A 17,278-nucleotide genomic window follows, 5' to 3' on the forward strand; every position below is an offset into this window, starting at 1 on the left:
GCACCGGGTCAGTACCCCGGCGGGTCCTGCTGCGGGCCGCGGTCGACCGGACCGCGGCCCGACAGCACCTCGCCGTACGCCTGCATGAGGTCCGCGAGCCTGAGGGTGGCGAGGTCCTCCCGGGTCGGGCTGCCCGGATAGCCGGAGAGCCGCAGGTCCCGGTAGGCGCAGGACTTCTCGTACAGGGTGCGCAGGAAGCGTCCGTTGCCCAGCTCGTCGATCCAGCCCTGCTCGACGACGTGCCCGCTGATCGAGCGCAGCTCGTCGCGGGCCTCGTCGTCCCAGCCGTCCCCGTCGGCCGCCGCGAGGACCTCGCCGATGGCGGTGAGTTCGAGCGGCCGGTACGAGGGGAAGTCCACCCGGGTGGTGAACCGGGAGGACAGGCCGGGGTTGGTGGAGAGCAGCCGGTCCATGCCCTCGGGGTAGCCGGCCAGGATGACCACCAGGTGGTCGCGGTTGTCCTCGGCCCGCTTCAGGAGCACCTGGAGCGCCTCGTCGCCGTACGCGTCGCCCTTGCTGTAGCCGGTGTTGGAGAGCGCGTAGGCCTCGTCCACGAAGAGCACCCCGCCGACCGCCGAGTCGATCAGCTCGTTGGCCTTGACCGCCGTCTGGCCCAGGAACTCGCCGACCAGATCGGCCCGCTGGGCCTCCACGAGGTGGTCGCCGCCGAGCAGCCCGAGGGCGTAGAAGACCCGGCCCAGGATCCGGGCGACCGTGGTCTTCCCGGTGCCCGAGGGGCCGGAGAAGACGAAGTGCCGCTTCGGCGGCTGGACCGGAAGCCCCTGGTCGGCCCGGAGCCGCGCCATCTCCAGCTGCGCCGAGAGCGCCTTGACCTGGCGCTTCACCGGTTCGAGGCCGACCATGCCCTCCAGCTCGGCGAGCGCCTCCGCGAGCAGGGCCGGATCGGTGGGTCCGGCCGGGAAGCGCGGCGGCTCCGGCTGCCGGGGGACCCTGGCCTTCCGCCGTACGACCTCCGGGGGCGCGGCCGGCGGCACCGGATCGGGCGCGAGCCGCAGGCCGTCGCCGAGCCCGCCGCCGTCGGGCTCGGTGCCCGGCACGGTGTCCACCGCGTCCTGGCCGAGACCGCCGCCGACCGTGCCCAGGGCGACCGTCGCGAGCCCGGCCGGATCCTCCGGGCCGTCGTAACCCTCGTACCCCTCGAAGCCGTCGAAGCCGTCGTACGCGGTGATCGCCGCGAGCCGCGCCGCCGTGTCCATGAACGCCGGGTCGATCCGGTGCACGGCCCGGTAGAGCGGCAGCGCGGCGGCGCTGCGCCCGGTGCCCTCGTGGGCGCGGGCCAGCCAGTACCGCAGCTCCTTGCGCTGCGGCTGCTCGCTGCGGCAGCGCATCAGGGAGGCCGAGAGGAGCGGTTCGGCCTGGCCGTACATCTCCAGGCGCACCCGGGCCATGCCGCCGAAGAGCCCGGCCTCGATGCCGAGCAGCGGGTCGTCGACGAGGGGCTCGGTGAGCCGGACGAGCTGCTCCCAGTCCTTGACGAGATAGGCCCGGCAGGCGTGCAGGAAGCGCACCTGGGGATCGGTGTCGACCGGGGGGAGCCCCGCGAGGGCCCGGTCGAGCTCGGGCACGTGGCGCCCGTCGAGCCAGTGGGAGGCGTGCGCGAGCAGCAGGTCGCGCGGGCTCTCCAGGACCGGCTGCACCCACCAGCCGAGCCAGTACCAGGAGTTCAGGGTCCGCCGGTAGCGGGTCCGCTGCTCGCCGAAGCGCTCGCGGTGGCGGTACATGCGCAGCAGCGCGGTCGTGGTGTCGACCCGGAGCGCGTGCAGCCCGAGCCAGGCGTCCGCCATCCCGGGATCGATCCGTACCGCCGCCCGGAACTCGTCCTCCGCCTGCGGATACGCGCCCATCGTGTAGGCGTCGACTCCGCGCAGCCAGGCGAGCTCGGCCGGGGGCTGCGAGCCCTGTGTGCCGATGTCCATCGGGTCCCCCACAACCGTCATCGCATGGACGGGATTTGACCGCACCTGCGGGCATCGTACCTGCGCAGGGGGTGGGCGCTTAAGGAGAAGCGCATGATCCGGAAGCGGTGACCCTGGGTGAGCGTCAGGGAGCGCGAAGGGCCCCGGAGGGGGCTTTCTGGGGCAGAACGAAGCCCCCGATCACGGGGGAACAACCGGGGGCTTCGCGTCCGCGGCGGCTCCGAAAAGCCGCACATTCAGAACGTAAGACCTGTACGCCCCTGGGGTCAAGCGGAGTTGGGGCACTTGCGCAAGCGGAGCCGGAGGCCCTCAGTTCACGGACAGAAACCCGTCACGGTGGGTGATGATCTGGTCCGCGCCCGCTGTCACGCGGGGCCCGGGAAGCCACTCGTACCCCTCACGGCACTCCCGTACCAGGGTGTCGGCGAAGGGCCGGGAGGGGTCCCCGGAGAAATGGCGAGTCTCCGCCACGGTCCAGCCGTCCCAGAACGCCGCCTGCTCCGGGCCGTCCCGGCGCCGGCCCCGCTCCCAGGACTCCTCCGCACCCCGCTCCATCCACAGCAGGCGCGCCAGGAAGGGCCGCACCGCCCGCCGGCCCGCGCCGACGCCCTCGACGAGGACCACCGGCGCCGGGGGCAGCGCGCGCGGCTCCCCGAAGCGCCGCAGCCGCCAGTCGTACGGACGGTAGGACGCGGCCGCGCCCCGCGCGAGGGGCTCCAGGACCTGCTCCCGCAGCCGACCGGTCCACGCGAAGAGCTCGTCGTGGGTGGCGAGGTCGTCGAGGTGGAGGACGGGGGCGTCGCCGAGGGCGGTGGAGAGGCGGGCCGCGAGGGTGGACTTGCCGGAGCCCGCGTGGCCGTCGACCGCGACCAGCCGGACCGGCCCGCAGGAGGGCGGCAGCCGGAGCAGCGCGTGCGCCGCGCGGTCGAGGTCGTCCATGGGCCCAGGGTAGGGGAGCGGCGACCTCCCCAGGTCAGGGAGGTGCCGCCGTCAGTGGACGAGACCAATATTGGTGCGGCGACGCGGGGCGAAGTGCTGGCGGAGGCCCGCCGGAAGCCGGGATAGTGGGCCCGCGCGACCCGCCCGCACGCCCGTGGTCCGGGGCGCGCGGACACCGGGCGACGGACGACGGTCCGGAGCCCCGCACGCCCGCACGCCGACACGTCCTCGCACCGACCGTCCCGTACGCCGACAACCCCGTACGCCGACAGATCCGCACTCCGACACGTCCGTAGGGCGCCCCGTCCGTACGACGGCACACCCGCATCCCGCCCCATCCGCATCCGGCCCCATCCGCATCCGGCCCTATCCGCACCCGGCCCCACCCGCATCCCGCCCCACCCGCACCCCGGCACGTCCGTACCCCGGCACGTGTCCGTGCGCCCACCGTTCTCGACTGGGGGTCACCGCCCATGACCAGCTCCACCCCGCGCAGAACCCTCCTCGCCGCGGCGCTCGCGGCCGCCGCGGGAACGGCCGCCACCGCCGTTCCCGCCGTCGCCTCCGGCGCCCCCGGCGCCGTCCGCCGGGGGCACGCCCCCGCGGCCGGCGTCGTCGACAACCGCTTCTGGTCCTCGTACACGGACTGGCGCCGCGGCACCGCCGACGGCACGAAGGCGGTCCCCGGCGACCGGCCGGGCCTGGTCCTCGCCCGGCCCGCCGGCCGCGCCGACCACACCGACCCGCACACCGGACGGACCTCCTCCTGGGAGTACGCGAGCTGGACCTCGCCCGTCCACACCTCCACCGTGCCCGCCACCGAGGTCATCGCCTCCTGGAACGCCCGCACGCCCCCCGGCACCTGGATCCAGGTCGAGCTCTCCGGCACGTACTCCGACTCCACGGCCACGCCCTGGTACGTCCTGGGCCGCTGGACCTCCGGCGACGGGGAGCAGGACATCCGGCGCACCTCGGTCGACGACCAGACCGACGGCAGGAGCAGCGTCTGGACCGACACCTTCGCGATCGACGACCCGGCGAGCGGACTGCGGCTGCGCGCGTACCGGCTGCGCCTGACCCTGTACCGCGCACCGGGCAGCGGCCTCACCCCCACGGTGTGGCGGATCGGCGCCATGGCCTCGGACGTCCCGGACCGCTTCACCGTCCCGGCCTCCGCGCCCGGCCCCGCCCGCGAGCTGGCCGTGCCCCGCTACTCGCAGAACACCCACGTCGGGCAGTACCCCGAGTACGACAACGGCGGCGAGGCCTGGTGCAGTCCGACCTCCTCCCAGATGGTCGTCGAGTACTGGGGGCGCCGGCCCTCGGCGGAGGACCTGGCCTGGGTGGACCCGGCCTTCGCCGACCCCCAGGTCTGCCACGCGGCCCGCTTCACCTACGACAACCAGTACGAGGGCTGCGGCAACTGGCCCTTCAACGCCGCCTACGCCGCCACCTACCCCGGCATGAACGCCGTGGTCACCCGGCTGCGCTCGCTCACCGAGCTGGAGGGCCTGGTCCGGGCCGGCATCCCGGTCATCACCTCGCAGTCCTTCCTCGAGGAGGAGCTGACCGGCGCCGGGTACGGCACCTCGGGCCACCTGATGACCGTCGTCGGCTTCACCCCGGACGGCGACGTCGTCGCCAACGACCCCGCCTCGCCCGGCAACGAGGCCGTCCGCCGGGTCTACCGGCGGCGCGAGTGGGAGAACATCTGGCTCCGCACCAAGCGGTACAACGCGAGCGGAAAAGTGGCGTCCGGCACAGGAGGGGTCTGCTACCTCTACTTCCCCGACCGCCTCTCGGCCGCCCGGCACAAGGCCCTCGCGGCCCTCGGCGTCCTCTGACGCGGCGGTGCGGTCCGGGGGGACGTGACGGACGTCTCTACCCCCGGGCCGCCCCCGTGGCGCATGGTGGTCGCCATGACCTCCACCACCCACAGCCCCGCCCTCGTCCGCGCCCGCACCGGCGGTCCCCGGGACGACGACGGCCCCAAGCTCCTTGAGCACGTCCTGGGCTGGACCCTGGTCGTGCTGCTCGCCGTGCTCGTCACCCGGGCCGGCCTCATGTGACGTCCCCCTTCTCCACCCTCTTCACCCCGGCGGCCGTGTGATCCGGGGCCGCCGGGCGGGCATACTCCCCGCGACCCCGGCATCCCGCGTGCGACCCGCCCGCGCCCGGCAGGGAGGAGCGTCCGGCCGTGCCCGACACCCCCGCGGACGGCGTGGAGCGCCGACTGCCCACCGACGAGGCCCGTGAACTGCTCGCCCTGGTGCGCGACGTCGCCCGGCGAGAGATCGTCCCGTCCGCCGCGGCCGAGGAGGCCGCCGGGCGCTTCCCCCGCGAGCTGTTCGTCCTGCTCTCCCGCTCCGGTCTCCTCGGGCTGCCCTACGACCCCGCGCACGGCGGGGGAGGCCAGCCGTACGAGGTGTACCTCCAGGTCCTGGAGGAGCTCGCCGCGGCCCGGCTCACCGTCGGCCTCGGCGTCAGCGTCCACACCCTCTCCTGTCACGCGCTCGCCGGCTTCGGCACCGAGGAGCAGCGGGCCGCGCACCTGCCCGCCATGCTGGGCGGCGGTCTCCTCGGCGCGTACTGCCTCTCCGAACCCTCCGCCGGTTCGGACGCGGCGGCGCTGCGGACCCGGGCCGTCCGCGAGGGCGACGGGTGGACGATCGACGGCACCAAGGCGTGGATCACGCACGGCGGGATCGCCGACTTCCATACGGTCATGGCCCGCACCGGCGGCCCGGGCGCACGCGGCGTCACGGCCTTCCTGGTCCCCGGGGACGCGCCGGGCCTGGACGCGGACCCGCCCGAGCGGAAGATGGGCATGAGCGGCTCGCCCACCGCGCAACTGCGCTTCGACGGCGTACGGGTCCCCGACGCGCGGCGGCTCGGCGGGGAGGGGCAGGGCTTCGCGATCGCGCTCGACGCCCTGGACTCGGGGCGGCTCGGCATCGCCGCCTGCGCCGTGGGGCTCGCGCAGGCCGCCCTGGACGAGGCCGTCGGGTACGCCGGGGAGCGCCGCCAGTTCGGCCGTCCGATCGCCGACTTCCAGGGGCTCCGCTTCCTCCTCGCCGACATGGCGACCCAGGTCGAGGCGGGCCGGGCGCTGTACCTGGAGGCGGCGCGGCTACGGGACGAGGGGCGGCCCTTCGGGCGGTGCGCGGCGATGGCCAAGCTCTTCTGCACGGACGCGGCGATGCGGGTCACGACGGACGCGGTGCAGGTGCTCGGCGGGTACGGCTACACGGCGGACTTCCCGGTGGAGCGCTATCTGCGCGAGGCCAAGATGCTCCAGATCGTCGAGGGGACCAATCAGATCCAGCGGGTGGTCATCGCCCGTCACCTGGTCGGACCAGAGTCCCGCTGACGCGGACGGTCCGGTCCGCCCAGACGGGCCCCGCGGCGAGCCGGGCCCACTCCTGGTCGCGGTGGCCGGGCAGGGTGCGGCCCTGGCTCGCCCAGAGGGAGAGCACGTCCTGGTAGATGGGCGGGTGCGCCGGGACGGGAGCGGGGGCGGGAAGGGCGACGGGGACCGGGGCCTGGGCGGCGAGCGGGACCGGGGCGTCGACCGGAACGGGGGTGGTGATCGTGACCGGCGGACCGGCCGGAAGAGGAGGCCCGACCGGGGCCGGGACCGGGACCGGAGCCGGGGGCTGGGCCTGGGACCGTACGCGGGCCTGGGGCTGGACGCGCGACGGGGCCTGGAGCTCGGCCCGGACTTCGGGCCGGACGCGCGACTGGACCGGGGCCTGCGCCGGGGGCCGGACCTGCGTCTCCGTCCGGGCACCCGCCTCCGCCTCGGGCTGCGCCTGTGCCGGTACGGGCAGGGGAACGGGGGCGGACACGGCTGTGGTCGCCGGTGCCGCGGCCGATTGAGGAACCGATTCTTCAATGCGCGGCTCGGCCTGCCGGTGCCGACCGTAACCGCTGGGAGTCGTGTGCAGCGTGGTCATGCCCGGACCAACGCGCTCCGGTGGTCCGGGGTCACCGCCGGGCGGATTCGAGCGGCAGTTCGCCCGGTACCCGGCCGGAGGCGACACACCGTCCGACGGCCGGGTTTCCCGTACCGCGCCACGGCGCGGCACGGGAAGGACGTCCGGTGCCGCGCGGCCTCAGGCCGCGCGGCGCATCTGCGGCACCCGGATCGGGCGCGAGCCCGGGCCGCCGACGTGCGAGAAGGGCTGCGTGCGCCAGTCGAGTCCCCGGGGCAGCGTCAGGAGCAGCGCGGTGTCCTGCTCCTGGACCTCCAGGGTGTCGTCGGCCGGGCGCGCCGCGGAGGCCGCGAGACCCGTGCCCGGGCACACCGTGAGGACGAAGGGGTTCCACGGCGTGGGGCAGAGCGCGTGCTCCGGCAGCACGTCCTCGTCCGCGAGCAGTGCGATGGGCTGCACGCACTCCGGGCAGACGACCCGGAACATCTCAAAGGTGTCGTACGCGTCGAGCTCGTCGGACGTGTCGACCGAATCAACAGGCTCCTGCATGGAGAATCTCCCCCTCGGGTGGGTCGGCCGGATCTGTGCGGCCTTCGACCACAGCAACCACTTCCCATGCGGAACTCCGCATAACCGTGAGGCGGCGTCCCGAGCCGGGCGCAAACCTGTGGCGTTCGTCACATGCCCGTCGCAGGTGCCTCGTGACGGCGCATAGCGCCCCATAAGAGGTCGCCCCGGGCTGTGCCCCGGCCTCTCCGGAGCACTAGGGTCACCGCATGGAGGAGCTGGATCGTCAGATCGTGGATTTGCTCGTCAAGGACGGGCGCATGAGCTACACCGACCTGGGCAAGGCCACCGGCCTGTCCACGTCGGCCGTGCATCAGCGCGTCCGCCGTCTGGAGCAGCGCGGTGTCATCCGCGGCTATGCCGCCGTCGTCGACCCGGAGGCCGTGGGCCTGCCGCTGACCGCCTTCATCTCGGTCAAACCCTTCGACCCCAGCGCCCCCGACGACACCCCCGACCGGCTCGCCGACATCCCCGAGATCGAGGCCTGCCACAGCGTCGCGGGCGAGGAGAACTACATCCTCAAGGTCCGGGTCGCCACCCCGCTGGAGCTGGAGCACCTGCTCAGCCGCATCCGCTCCCAGGCCGGCGTGTCCAGCCGTACGACGGTCGTCCTGTCCACCCCGTACGAGGCCCGGCCCCCGCGCGTCTGACCCGCCGGCACCCATCGGCGGAGCCGTGGAGACCCACCGGGGGACCTGCCGGACAAACCGGGTCCCCCCAGGTCCTAGCCTGGTGGCATGAGTGAGTCCACGCCTGCCGCGTCTCCCGGCGAACACCGCACCGTGCTGCTGCGCGGTGGAGAAGTCCACAGCCCCGCCGACCCCTTCGCCACCGCCATGGTGGTGGAGCGCGGGCACGTCGCCTGGGTGGGGTCGGAGGGCGCGGCCGACGCCTTCGCGTCCGGCGTGGACGAGGTGGTCGACCTGGAGGGCGCGCTCGTCACCCCGGCGTTCGTCGACGCGCACGTGCACACCACCGCCACCGGATTCGCCCTCACCGGCCTGGACCTCTCCTCCGCCGCCTCGCTCGCCGAGGCGGCGGACCGGATCCGGGCCCACGCCGCCGCCCGCCCCGAGGACCGGGTCCTCATCGGCCACGGCTGGGACGCCTCCCGCTGGCCCGAGCGCCGCCCGCCCACCCGCGAGGAGCTCGACGGGCTCACCGGCGGCCGCCCGCTCTACCTGACGCGGATCGACGTCCACTCGGCCGTCGTCACCACCGCCATGCTCGACCTGGTGCCCGGCGTCCGGGACCTGGACGGCTTCCACGACGGCCTGCGGCCGCTCACGGGCGACGCCCACCACGCCGTGCGCGCCGCCGCCTTCGGCGCCGTGTCCGCCCGCCAGCGCACCGAGGCGCAGCGCGCCGCCCGCGCCCGGGCCGCCTCCCTCGGCATCGGCACCCTGCACGAGTGCGGCGGCCCGCGGATCTCCTCCGAGGAGGACTTCACCGGACTGCTCGACCTCGCGCGCGAGGAGGCCGGGCCCCGGATCGTCGGCTACTGGGCCGACCTCGACGTGGAGCGGGCGCGGGACCTCGGCGCGCTCGGCGCCGCCGGCGACCTCTTCGCCGACGGCTCCCTCGGCTCCCACACAGCCTGCCTCCACGAGCCGTACGCCGACCACGCCGACACCGGCCACACCGGCGCCGCCCACCTGGACGCGACCGCCGTCGCCCTCCACGTCGTCGCCTGCACCGAGGCGGGGCTCCAGGCCGGCTTCCACGCCATCGGGGACGCCGCCGTCACCGCGGTCGTCGAGGGCTTCGCGGCCGCCGCCGAGAAGCTGGGCCTCGCCCGGATCCGGGCCGCCCGGCACCGGGTCGAGCACGTCGAGATGCTCACCCCCGAGACGATCGCCGCCTTCGCGGAGCTGGGCCTCACCGCCTCCGTCCAGCCCGCCTTCGACGCGCTCTGGGGCGGCGAGGAGGGCATGTACGCCGACCGGCTCGGCGCCGACCGGGCCCGCACCCTCAACCCGTACGCGGCCCTGCTGCGCGCCGGCGTGCCGCTGGCCTTCGGCTCCGACAGCCCCGTCACCCCGCTCGACCCCTGGGGCACCGTCCGGGCCGCCGCCTTCCACCGCACCCCCGGGCACCGGATCTCCGCCCGCGCCGCCTTCACCGCCCACACCCGGGGCGGCTGGCGGGCCGTCGGCCGCGACGACGCCGGGACGCTCGTCCCCGGCGCCCCCGCCGACTACGCGGTCTGGCGCACCGAGGAGCTCGTCGTCCAGGCGCCCGACGACCGGGTCGCCCGCTGGTCCACCGACCCGCGCTCCGGCACGCCCGGCCTGCCCGACCTGACGCCCGGCACCGACCTCCCCGTCTGCCTGCGCACGGTGGTGCACGGACGGACGGTGTTCGTACAGCCGGACGTGTGACGGAGGGGCTCCTCCCCGCCGGACACCGCTCCGCACGCTTCTCCCCGACCTGCGCTCTTCCCCTCCGACCTGGCCTTTCGGGAAGCAACCGCAGGTCGGGCGGCTATTGACAGCCGCCCGTCGGGGGCGGGTAGGTTCTCCGCGTCCACCACAGGACGTCCGACCGGATCGCGCCCCGCGCGTCAGCCGAACGCCGCCCGCGCCTCGGCCGCCAGGGGAGGGCCCCGGCGGAAGGTGCGACCAGGGTGGGGCCCGGACGTTCAGTAGACAACGGCTCCCGATCGACCCGCAGCCGGCGGATCCCGGGCCGGACCGAAGGACGACGGGCCCCGCGCCGCACGTCACCCGCCCCACCCGACCCGCCGCGCCGGAGCATCCCGGGGACCTCGCTATGGTGGGGGCCTGTGTTTGTATCCGAAGGGGCAGCAGTGAACGACGGTGGCCAGAGGCGTTACGGCCCGCTCGGCAAGGCCTTGGTGATCATTCCGACCTACAACGAGGCGGACAACATCAAGCCGATCGTCGCGCGGGTGCGGGAAGCCGTACCCGACGCGCACGTGCTCGTCGCCGACGACAACAGCCCCGACGGCACGGGCAAGTTCGCGGACGAGCTCGCCGCCGACGACGACCACGTGCACGTCCTGCACCGCAAGGGCAAGGAGGGGCTCGGCGCCGCCTACCTCGCCGGCTTCCGGTGGGGCATCGAGCACGGCTACGGCGTCCTCGTCGAGATGGACGCCGACGGCTCCCACCAGCCCGAGGAGCTTCCCCGGCTGCTCACCGCCCTCAAGGGCGCGGACCTGGTGCTCGGCTCCCGCTGGGTGCCGGGCGGCCGGATCGTGAACTGGCCGAAGTCCCGCGAGTTCATCTCCCGGGGCGGCAGCCTCTACTCGCGCGTGATGCTCGACGTGCCGATCCGCGACGTCACCGGCGGCTACCGGGCCTTCCGCAAGGAGACCCTGGAGGGCCTGGGCCTGGAGGACGTGGCCTCGGCCGGGTACTGCTTCCAGGTCGACCTGGCCCGCCGCGCGGTCGCCGCGGGCTACCACGTCGTCGAGGTCCCGATCACGTTCGTGGAGCGGGAGGTCGGCGACTCGAAGATGAGCCGCGACATCCTCGTCGAGGCGCTGTGGCGGGTCACCGGCTGGGGCCTGACGGCGCGCGCGGAGAAGGTCGGCAAGCGGCTCGGCCGCAAGCCCTCCTGACCCCTTCCCCGGTCCGTACGCGCCGGTCTCCGGTCCGTACGCGCCGCTTCCCGACCCGTACGCGCCGGTCTCCGACCCGTACGCGCCGCTTCCCGGTGCGTACGGCCTGCTCCCCGGTGCGTAAGCGCTGCTCCGCGGTCCGTACGCGCAGGTCCGCGGCCCGGGGGCGCCGGTCACCGGCCCGGGCGTCCTGATCTTCCCCTTACGCCGTTCCGGCGGGGCTCCAGGCACACTGGGGACCATGACGACCGGCGTACCGCCCTCTCCCGCCCCCGCGAAGCGCTCCCGCGCGCGCACGTTCCTTCCGCTCGGCCTCGCCGCCTGGCTGGTCCTGGAGATCTGGCTGCTCACGGTGGTGGCGGGCGCGACGGGCGGACTGACCGTCCTCGCCCTGCTCGTCGTCGGTGCCGTGCTCGGCACCGTCGTCGTCAAGCGGGCCGGCCGCCGCGCCTTCCGGAACCTGACCTCGACCTTCCAGCAGGCCCAGGAGGCCGCGCGGACCGGCGGGGTGCCCTCCGCGCCGGAGCGGACCGGCGCGGAGGACCGCAACGGCTTCCTGATGCTGGGCGGTCTGCTCCTGATGCTCCCCGGCCTGGTCTCCGACGTTGCCGGTCTGCTCCTGCTGATCCCCCCGGTCCGCTCGTTCCTCGGACGGCGCGCGGAGAGGGCGGTCGAGCGCCGGATGGCCGCCGCGCCCCACGGAGGCCTCCAGGACGCCTTCCAGCAGGCCCGCATCCGCCGCCCGGACGGGAAGGTGGTCCAGGGCGAGGTCGTCCGCGAGGACGCCCCCCGGAGCCCGTACGGGGCCGACGGCCCCCGCCCGCCCCTGACCCCCTGACCCCGGGGCCGCCCGGAGCGGCGCACGCGGAAACGCCGCGGGGCCCGGTACACACCTTCGTGTACCGGGCCCCGCGGCGTTGATCGTCCGGCGGTCCGCTAGGCGGACTTGCGGCTGTCGCGCGGATGCACGGCGATGTTCATGGCGCCGGAGCGCAGGACGGCCAGCCTCTCGGCGAGGACCTCCTCCAGCTCCTCGCGGGTGCGCCGCTCCATGAGCATGTCCCAGTGCGTACGCGCAGGCTTGCCCTTCTTCTCCTCGGGACCGTCTCCGTCCACCAGGAGTGCCTGGCTTCCGCAGACCTTGCACTCCCACTCCGGCGGAATCTCCGCCTCTACCGAGAAGGGCATCTCAAAGCGATGTCCCTTCTCGCATGCGTACTCCACCGCCTGGCGCGGGGCCAGATCGATGCCGCGGTCGGTCTCGTAGCTCGTCACCACGAGGCGCGTGCCGCGAAGAGCTCGCTCACTCATGAATCGTGCCTCCCGGGCTTGTCGCCCACAGGACAGATGTCGCTGTCGTCGTTATCCGGTCAACGTCCGGTCGGCGGTAAAGATTCCCGTGCCGGGTCATGCGTCGCCCGTCGTGCCGCCCCTTGTTGTACCCACCAGTGCCCGTTTTGTCACATCTGACGGCAGGTGTGACGTGGTGTCTTCACCAAAGCAGCACGCAGTAACGGTCCGCCTGGCAGGCCAAACGCGTACACTACCGCCCTTTCACCGCCACGTCTAAATACGCTCCGGCACCGGGTTTCCCGCGGCCTCGGCCGCGCGTCGCACCGGGACCCTGGCGAGCAGGACGAAGCCGACGATGAAGAAGATCAACAGGGAGATGATGGCATCCCGATAGCTTCCGGTCAGCTGATACGCGAGACCGAACACGAGCGGACCCAGCCAGCTGAGCCCCCGGTCGCTCATCTCGTACGCCGAGAAGTACTCCGCCTCCTTGCCGCGCGGCACCAGGTGCGAGAACAGCGAGCGCGACAGCGCCTGGCTGCCGCCCAGGACCAGGCCGATCGCTGCCGCCAGGAGGTAGAAGAACACGGGCGCGTCGGCCGGCAGGGCGTAGGCCGCTCCCAGGATCAGGGTCCAGACCGCCAGCGAGCCCAGGATCGTCCGCTTGGCGCCGTGCGACCGGGCGAGCCGCCCCATGCCGAGGGCCCCCGCCACCGCGAGCACCTGGACGAGCAGGACCGCCGTGATGAGCGTCGTCTGGTCCAGGCCCAGCTCCTCCGAGCCGTACAGCGAGGCCTGTGAGATCACCGTCTGCACGCCGTCGTTGTAGACCAGGTAGGCGAGCAGGAAGGAGAGCGTCAGCGGGTGGCGGCGCATGTCCTTCAGGGTCGCCCGCAGCTGGCGCCAGCCGCTGCCGACCGCGCCCTCGCCGATCCGCTCCCGCCCCTCCGGGGGGATCCGCCGGTCGCGCAGCAGCCGCAGCGGCACGAGCGTGAACGCGCCCCACCACACGCCGGCCGAGGCCAGGCAGATCCGGACCGCCTCCCCCTCGGTGAGGCCGAAGGAGTCGTGGCCCGAGTAGAGGACCAGGTTCAGGACGAGGACCAGCGCGCCGGACGTGTAGCCGAAGGCCCAGCCGCGCGAGGAGACCGCGTCCCGCTCGTCCGGCGTCGAGATCTGCGGCAGATAGGCGTTGTAGAGCGCCATCGAGACCGAGAGCGAGGCGTTCGCCACGATCAGCAGGAAGGCGCCCAGGAGATAGCGGTCGCCGTCCAGGAAGAACATCCCGGCCGTGGCCGCCGCCCCCAGGTACGCGGCCGCCGCGAGCAGCGGCTTCTTCCGGCCCGTCCGGTCGGCCGCCGCGCCCGCCAGCGGCATCGCGAGCACCGCGACCACGAGCGAGGCGGACACGGCGTACGCGAAGAGCGAGCCCGCCCGCACGGGTATGCCCAGCGGATGGACGAACCCCTCCGGGTCGGCCGCCGCCCGCGCCACCGAGGTCAGGTACGGGCCGAGGAAGACGGTGAGCACGCTCGTCGAGTACACCGAGCACGCGAAGTCGTAGAAGTACCAGCCCCGCTGTTCGCGCCGCCGCCCGGCGGGACCGGCGGCGTGCTCCTCCGGCTCGGTGGTGTCAGCGGTCACGGCCGCGCCCCCTCGTTCGTCCCCGTGGGCCCGTGCCCCTTGCGGTCCGCCCCCGGGCCGCCCGGGCGCGCGCTCAACTCCACGCGCCCCGCTCGGTCAGCACCGAGCGCAGCGTCTCCAGGTGATCGGTCATGATGCCATCCACCCCCAGGTCGAGGAGAGAGGTCATCCGGGCCGGATCGTTCACGGTCCACACGTGGACCTGGAGCCCGCGCGCGTGCGCCTCCCGGACGAACCGCCGGTCGACCACCGGGATCCCGCCCTGGCGCTCCGGGACCTGCGCCGCCACCGCCCCGGCCCGCAGCGCGGCCGGGACGCCCAGGGAGCGCAGCCGCAGCCCGACCACCCCGCGCACCCCGTACGAGGTGGCGAGCCGCGGACCGGCCAGGCGCTGGGCCCGGGCCAGCCGGGCCTCGGTGAAGGAGCCCACGCAGACCCGGTCCCAGGCGCCGGTCCTGCGGATCAGGTCGATCAGCGGGACCAGGGCCGACTCCGCCTTGAGGTCCACGTTCCAGCGGGCCTCCGGGAACTCCTCCAGGAGGTCGGCGAAGAGCGGCAGCGGCTCCCGGCCCGCCACCCGGGCCTCGCGCACCGCCTCCCACGGCAGGTCGCGGATCCGCCCCGAGGCGTCCGTCACCCGGTCCAGGGTCGCGTCGTGGAAGGCGACGAGCGCGCCGTCGGACGTCGTGTGGACGTCGGTCTCGAAGTAGCGGTAGCCCGCCGCGGCGGCCCGGCGGAAGGCGGCCGCGGTGTTCTCCAGGCCGTTCGCCGTGCCGCCGCGGTGGGCGAACGGAAGGGGGGCGGGGTGGTCGAGATAGGGGTGGCGTACGCGAGTCACCGCCGCAGTATGGCCTGTTCCGGTGTCCCGGGGGCGACCGCCGGGGGACGGGCGGCCGTCGCGGGACCGGCGTCCCCGGAGCCCTCGGCGGGACGGGGGTCCTCGGCCTGACGGGGGCCTTCGGCGGGACGGGGGTCCTCGGCCGGGTGGGAGTCCTCGGCCGGGCCGGGCCCATCGGCCGGGCGGAGGCCCGGGGCGGGTCCGGAAGAGGCCACCGTGATGCCGCCCTCCCGCTCCGGGACCGCGAAGCGGCGCAGGAAGAACTGGGCCAGCGGGCCGATCGAGAGGGCATAGAGGACCGTGCCGATCCCCACCGAGCCGCCGAGCAGGAAGCCGGTCGCCACCACGGCCACTTCGAGGGCCGTCCGCACCAGGCGGACGGAGCGGCCGGTGAGCCGGTGCAGACCGGTCATCAGGCCGTCACGCGGGCCGGGGCCGAACCGCGCCGCGATGTACAGACCGGTCGCGACCCCGTTGAGCACGATCCCGAGCGCGAGCAGCGGCACCCGCACGGCCAGGCCGTCGGCGTCCGGGACCAGGGCCAGGGTGCCGTCCATCGCCAGACCGATCACGAAGACGTTGGACACCGTGCCGAGCCCCGGCCGCTGGCGGATCGGGATCCACAGCAGCAGCACCACCGCCCCCACCACGATCGACACCGCGCCGATCGTCAGCCCGGTCCTCCCGGCGAGGCCCTGGTGGAGGACGCCCCAGGGCTCCAGGCCGAGCGCGCTGCGCACGAGCAGCGCCGAGCTGACGCCGTACAGCGTCAGTCCCCCGTACAGCTGGACCAGTCGACGGGTGAGGTGCCGGCCGCGGAGGCCGGAGGCGATGGACAAGGTGCTGCCCTCCAGGGTGGTGATAGTGGACTGACTCGTGTCACTCTGTGGCAGGGGATCGAAGGCCAACCATGGCCAATTCGGGGAAGGTGGACTGATTTCGATGGCGCAGTGGACTTCGGCGGTGGGACCGGCACAGCTCGCCCGGCAGCTCCAGGCACAGCAGCCGCGGCCCGCCGGGCCCGGCACCCGCAAGCCGCCCGCCTACCGCGCCCTCGCCGACGGCATCCGCCTGCTCGTCCTGGAGGGCCGCGTCCCGGTCGCCGCCCGGCTGCCCGCCGAGCGGGAGCTCGCCCTCGCGCTCGCCGTCAGCCGGACGACGGTGGCCGCGGCCTACGAGGCGCTCCGCGCCGAGGGCTTCCTGGAGTCGCGGCGCGGCGCCGGCAGCTGGACCGCCGTCCCCGCCGGGAACCCGCTGCCCGCGCGCGGCCTCGAACCGCTGCCGCCCGAGGCCCTCGGCTCGATGATCGACCTGGGCTGCGCGGCCCTCCCCGCCCCCGAGCCCTGGCTGTCCCGGGGCTTCCAGGGCGCCCTGGAGGAGCTGCCGCCGTACGCCCACACGCACGGGGACTACCCGGCGGGCCTGCCCGCGCTGCGGCAGACGCTCGCCGACCGGTACACCGCCCGCGGCATCCCCACCATGCCCGAGCAGATCATGGTCACGACCGGCGCCATGGGCGCCATGGACGCGATCTGCCACCTCTTCGCCGGGCGCGGCGAGCGCGTCGCCGTCGAGTCGCCCTCGTACGCCAACATCCTCCAGCTGATGCGCGAGGCCGGGGCCCGGCTCGTGCCCGTCGCCATGTCCGAGGGCCTCGGCAGCTGGGACCTGGGCCGCTGGCGCCAGGTGCTGCGGGACGCGGCGCCCCGTCTCGCGTACGTCGTCGCCGACTTCCACAACCCGACCGGCGCGCTCGCGGACGAGGACCAGCGGCGGCAGCTGGTGGAGGCGGCCCGCTCGGCCGGCACGGTGCTCGTCGTCGACGAGACCATGGCCGAGCTGCGCCTCGACGACGACCTGGAGATGCCCCGGCCGGTCTGCGCCTTCGACCCGGCCGGCTCCACCGTCCTGACGGTCGGTTCGGCCAGCAAGGCCTTCTGGGCGGGCATGCGCATCGGCTGGGTCCGGGCCGCGCCCGACGTCATCCGCTCCCTGGTGGCCGCCCGCGCGTACGCGGACCTCGGCACCCCCGTCCTGGAGCAGCTCGGCGTGAACTGGCTCATGCGGACGGGGGGCTGGGAGGAGGCCGTGGGCCTGCGGTGCGAACAGGCCAGGGAGAACCGGGACGCGCTGGTGGCCGCGGTCCGCAGGGACCTCCCGGAGTGGGAGTTCACGGTCCCGCGCGGCGGCCTGACCCTCTGGGTGCGCACCGGCGGCCTCTCCGGCTCCCGGCTGGCCGAGGTGGGCGAGCGGGTCGGCATCCGGGTGCCGTCCGGCCCGCGCTTCGGCGTCGACGGCGCCTTCGAGGGCTTCGTCCGGCTGCCCTTCACGGTCGGCGGCCCGGTCGCGGACGAGGCGGCCGTCCGGCTCGCCGCCGCGGCCCGTCTCGTCGAGTCGGGAGCGGCGGGCGGGGGGACGGAGCCGCCGCGGTCGTTCGTGGCGTAGCCCCTCCGGGGGCGCCGCGCGCCGGTGTCCTCCGGGACGTGCGGAGGGGCGGGTACGGACCGTGGTGTCCGTACCCGCCCCTCCGCCGTACCCG

General features: G+C 74.6%; 15 protein-coding genes and 1 pseudogene. 8 read left to right on the forward strand and 8 right to left on the reverse strand.

Translation table 11 applies throughout. From position 1 onward, the window contains the following. Positions 1-8 precede the first annotated feature (8 nt). Positions 9-1,937 carry an AAA family ATPase gene (locus tag ADL08_RS17030; protein WP_053643817.1) on the reverse strand — a complete coding sequence of 643 codons (1,929 nt, stop codon included), beginning with the start codon at positions 1,935-1,937 and terminating at the stop codon, positions 9-11. 309 nt (positions 1,938-2,246) lie between these two features. Then, positions 2,247-2,876 (reverse strand): uridine kinase family protein, encoded by a 630-nt coding sequence (locus ADL08_RS17035; RefSeq protein WP_053643777.1) that lies wholly within the window; start codon positions 2,874-2,876, stop codon positions 2,247-2,249. 473 nt (positions 2,877-3,349) lie between these two features. Between ADL08_RS17035 and ADL08_RS17040 the strand changes: the two genes are divergently transcribed. The 3 genes from ADL08_RS17040 to ADL08_RS17045 all read left to right on the forward strand — a co-directional run bounded on the left by ADL08_RS17040 (position 3,350) and on the right by ADL08_RS17045 (position 6,246). Next, positions 3,350-4,720, forward strand: coding sequence for a peptidase C39 family protein (locus ADL08_RS17040; RefSeq protein ID WP_053643779.1), 1,371 nt, complete (start codon positions 3,350-3,352; stop codon positions 4,718-4,720). A gap of 75 nt (positions 4,721-4,795) precedes the next feature. After that, complete coding sequence (locus ADL08_RS36685; protein ID WP_234352161.1) at positions 4,796-4,945, forward strand: SCO1431 family membrane protein; 150 nt, start codon at positions 4,796-4,798, stop codon at positions 4,943-4,945. Between the two features lie 128 nt (positions 4,946-5,073). After that, positions 5,074-6,246: an acyl-CoA dehydrogenase family protein gene (locus tag ADL08_RS17045; RefSeq protein ID WP_053643781.1), complete on the forward strand. Its 1,173-nt coding sequence runs from the start codon at positions 5,074-5,076 to the stop codon at positions 6,244-6,246. Here the strand turns inward: ADL08_RS17045 and ADL08_RS17050 are convergent. Together ADL08_RS17050 and ADL08_RS17055 are read right to left on the reverse strand one after the other, a co-directional pair. Beyond that, positions 6,209-6,724, reverse strand: a complete 516-nt coding sequence (locus ADL08_RS17050) for a hypothetical protein (RefSeq protein ID WP_053643783.1) — start codon at positions 6,722-6,724, stop codon at positions 6,209-6,211. The genes ADL08_RS17045 and ADL08_RS17050 overlap by 38 nt on opposite strands. 267 nt (positions 6,725-6,991) lie before the next feature. Further along, complete coding sequence (locus tag ADL08_RS17055) at positions 6,992-7,360, reverse strand: hypothetical protein (RefSeq protein ID WP_053643785.1); 369 nt, start codon at positions 7,358-7,360, stop codon at positions 6,992-6,994. Positions 7,361-7,587: 227 nt separating this feature from the next. Here ADL08_RS17055 and ADL08_RS17060 point away from each other — a divergent pair, with 227 nt between their 5' ends. The 4 genes from ADL08_RS17060 to fxsA all read left to right on the forward strand — a co-directional run bounded on the left by ADL08_RS17060 (position 7,588) and on the right by fxsA (position 11,802). After that, a complete protein-coding gene (locus tag ADL08_RS17060) occupies positions 7,588-8,028 on the forward strand; it encodes an Lrp/AsnC family transcriptional regulator (RefSeq protein WP_053643787.1) in 441 nt (146 codons plus the stop codon). An 87-nt stretch (positions 8,029-8,115) separates the two neighbouring features. Then, complete coding sequence (locus ADL08_RS17065; RefSeq protein ID WP_053643789.1) at positions 8,116-9,759, forward strand: amidohydrolase; 1,644 nt, start codon at positions 8,116-8,118, stop codon at positions 9,757-9,759. Positions 9,760-10,187: 428 nt separating this feature from the next. Beyond that, positions 10,188-10,964: a polyprenol monophosphomannose synthase gene (locus ADL08_RS17070; RefSeq protein ID WP_053643791.1), complete on the forward strand. Its 777-nt coding sequence runs from the start codon at positions 10,188-10,190 to the stop codon at positions 10,962-10,964. A gap of 241 nt (positions 10,965-11,205) precedes the next feature. Then, positions 11,206-11,802 carry an FxsA family membrane protein gene (gene fxsA, locus ADL08_RS17075; protein ID WP_053643793.1) on the forward strand — a complete coding sequence of 199 codons (597 nt, stop codon included), beginning with the start codon at positions 11,206-11,208 and terminating at the stop codon, positions 11,800-11,802. Positions 11,803-11,900: 98 nt separating this feature from the next. On the opposite strand, the gene ADL08_RS17080 is transcribed toward fxsA, so the two are convergent. The 4 genes and pseudogenes from ADL08_RS17080 to ADL08_RS17095 form a co-directional block, all read right to left on the reverse strand. Continuing rightward, positions 11,901-12,275 carry an RNA polymerase-binding protein RbpA gene (locus tag ADL08_RS17080; protein ID WP_026278069.1) on the reverse strand — a complete coding sequence of 125 codons (375 nt, stop codon included), beginning with the start codon at positions 12,273-12,275 and terminating at the stop codon, positions 11,901-11,903. Positions 12,276-12,530: 255 nt separating this feature from the next. After that, a complete protein-coding gene (locus ADL08_RS17085; RefSeq protein WP_053643795.1) occupies positions 12,531-13,901 on the reverse strand; it encodes an MFS transporter in 1,371 nt (456 codons plus the stop codon). A 73-nt stretch (positions 13,902-13,974) separates the two neighbouring features. Beyond that, on the reverse strand, positions 13,975-14,739 hold the full coding sequence (locus ADL08_RS17090) for a glycerophosphodiester phosphodiesterase (RefSeq protein ID WP_053643797.1): 765 nt from the start codon (positions 14,737-14,739) through the stop codon (positions 13,975-13,977). A 152-nt stretch (positions 14,740-14,891) separates the two neighbouring features. Beyond that, positions 14,892-15,578, reverse strand: a pseudogene (locus tag ADL08_RS17095) (YczE/YyaS/YitT family protein); the annotation flags it as partial. A gap of 103 nt (positions 15,579-15,681) precedes the next feature. Between ADL08_RS17095 and ADL08_RS17100 the strand changes: the two are divergent. Continuing rightward, positions 15,682-17,184 carry a PLP-dependent aminotransferase family protein gene (locus ADL08_RS17100; RefSeq protein ID WP_107092047.1) on the forward strand — a complete coding sequence of 501 codons (1,503 nt, stop codon included), beginning with the start codon at positions 15,682-15,684 and terminating at the stop codon, positions 17,182-17,184. Positions 17,185-17,278: the final 94 nt, after the last annotated feature.

The organism is Streptomyces sp. NRRL F-6492 (assembly GCF_001280125.1).
Taxonomy (GTDB): domain Bacteria; phylum Actinomycetota; class Actinomycetes; order Streptomycetales; family Streptomycetaceae; genus Streptomyces.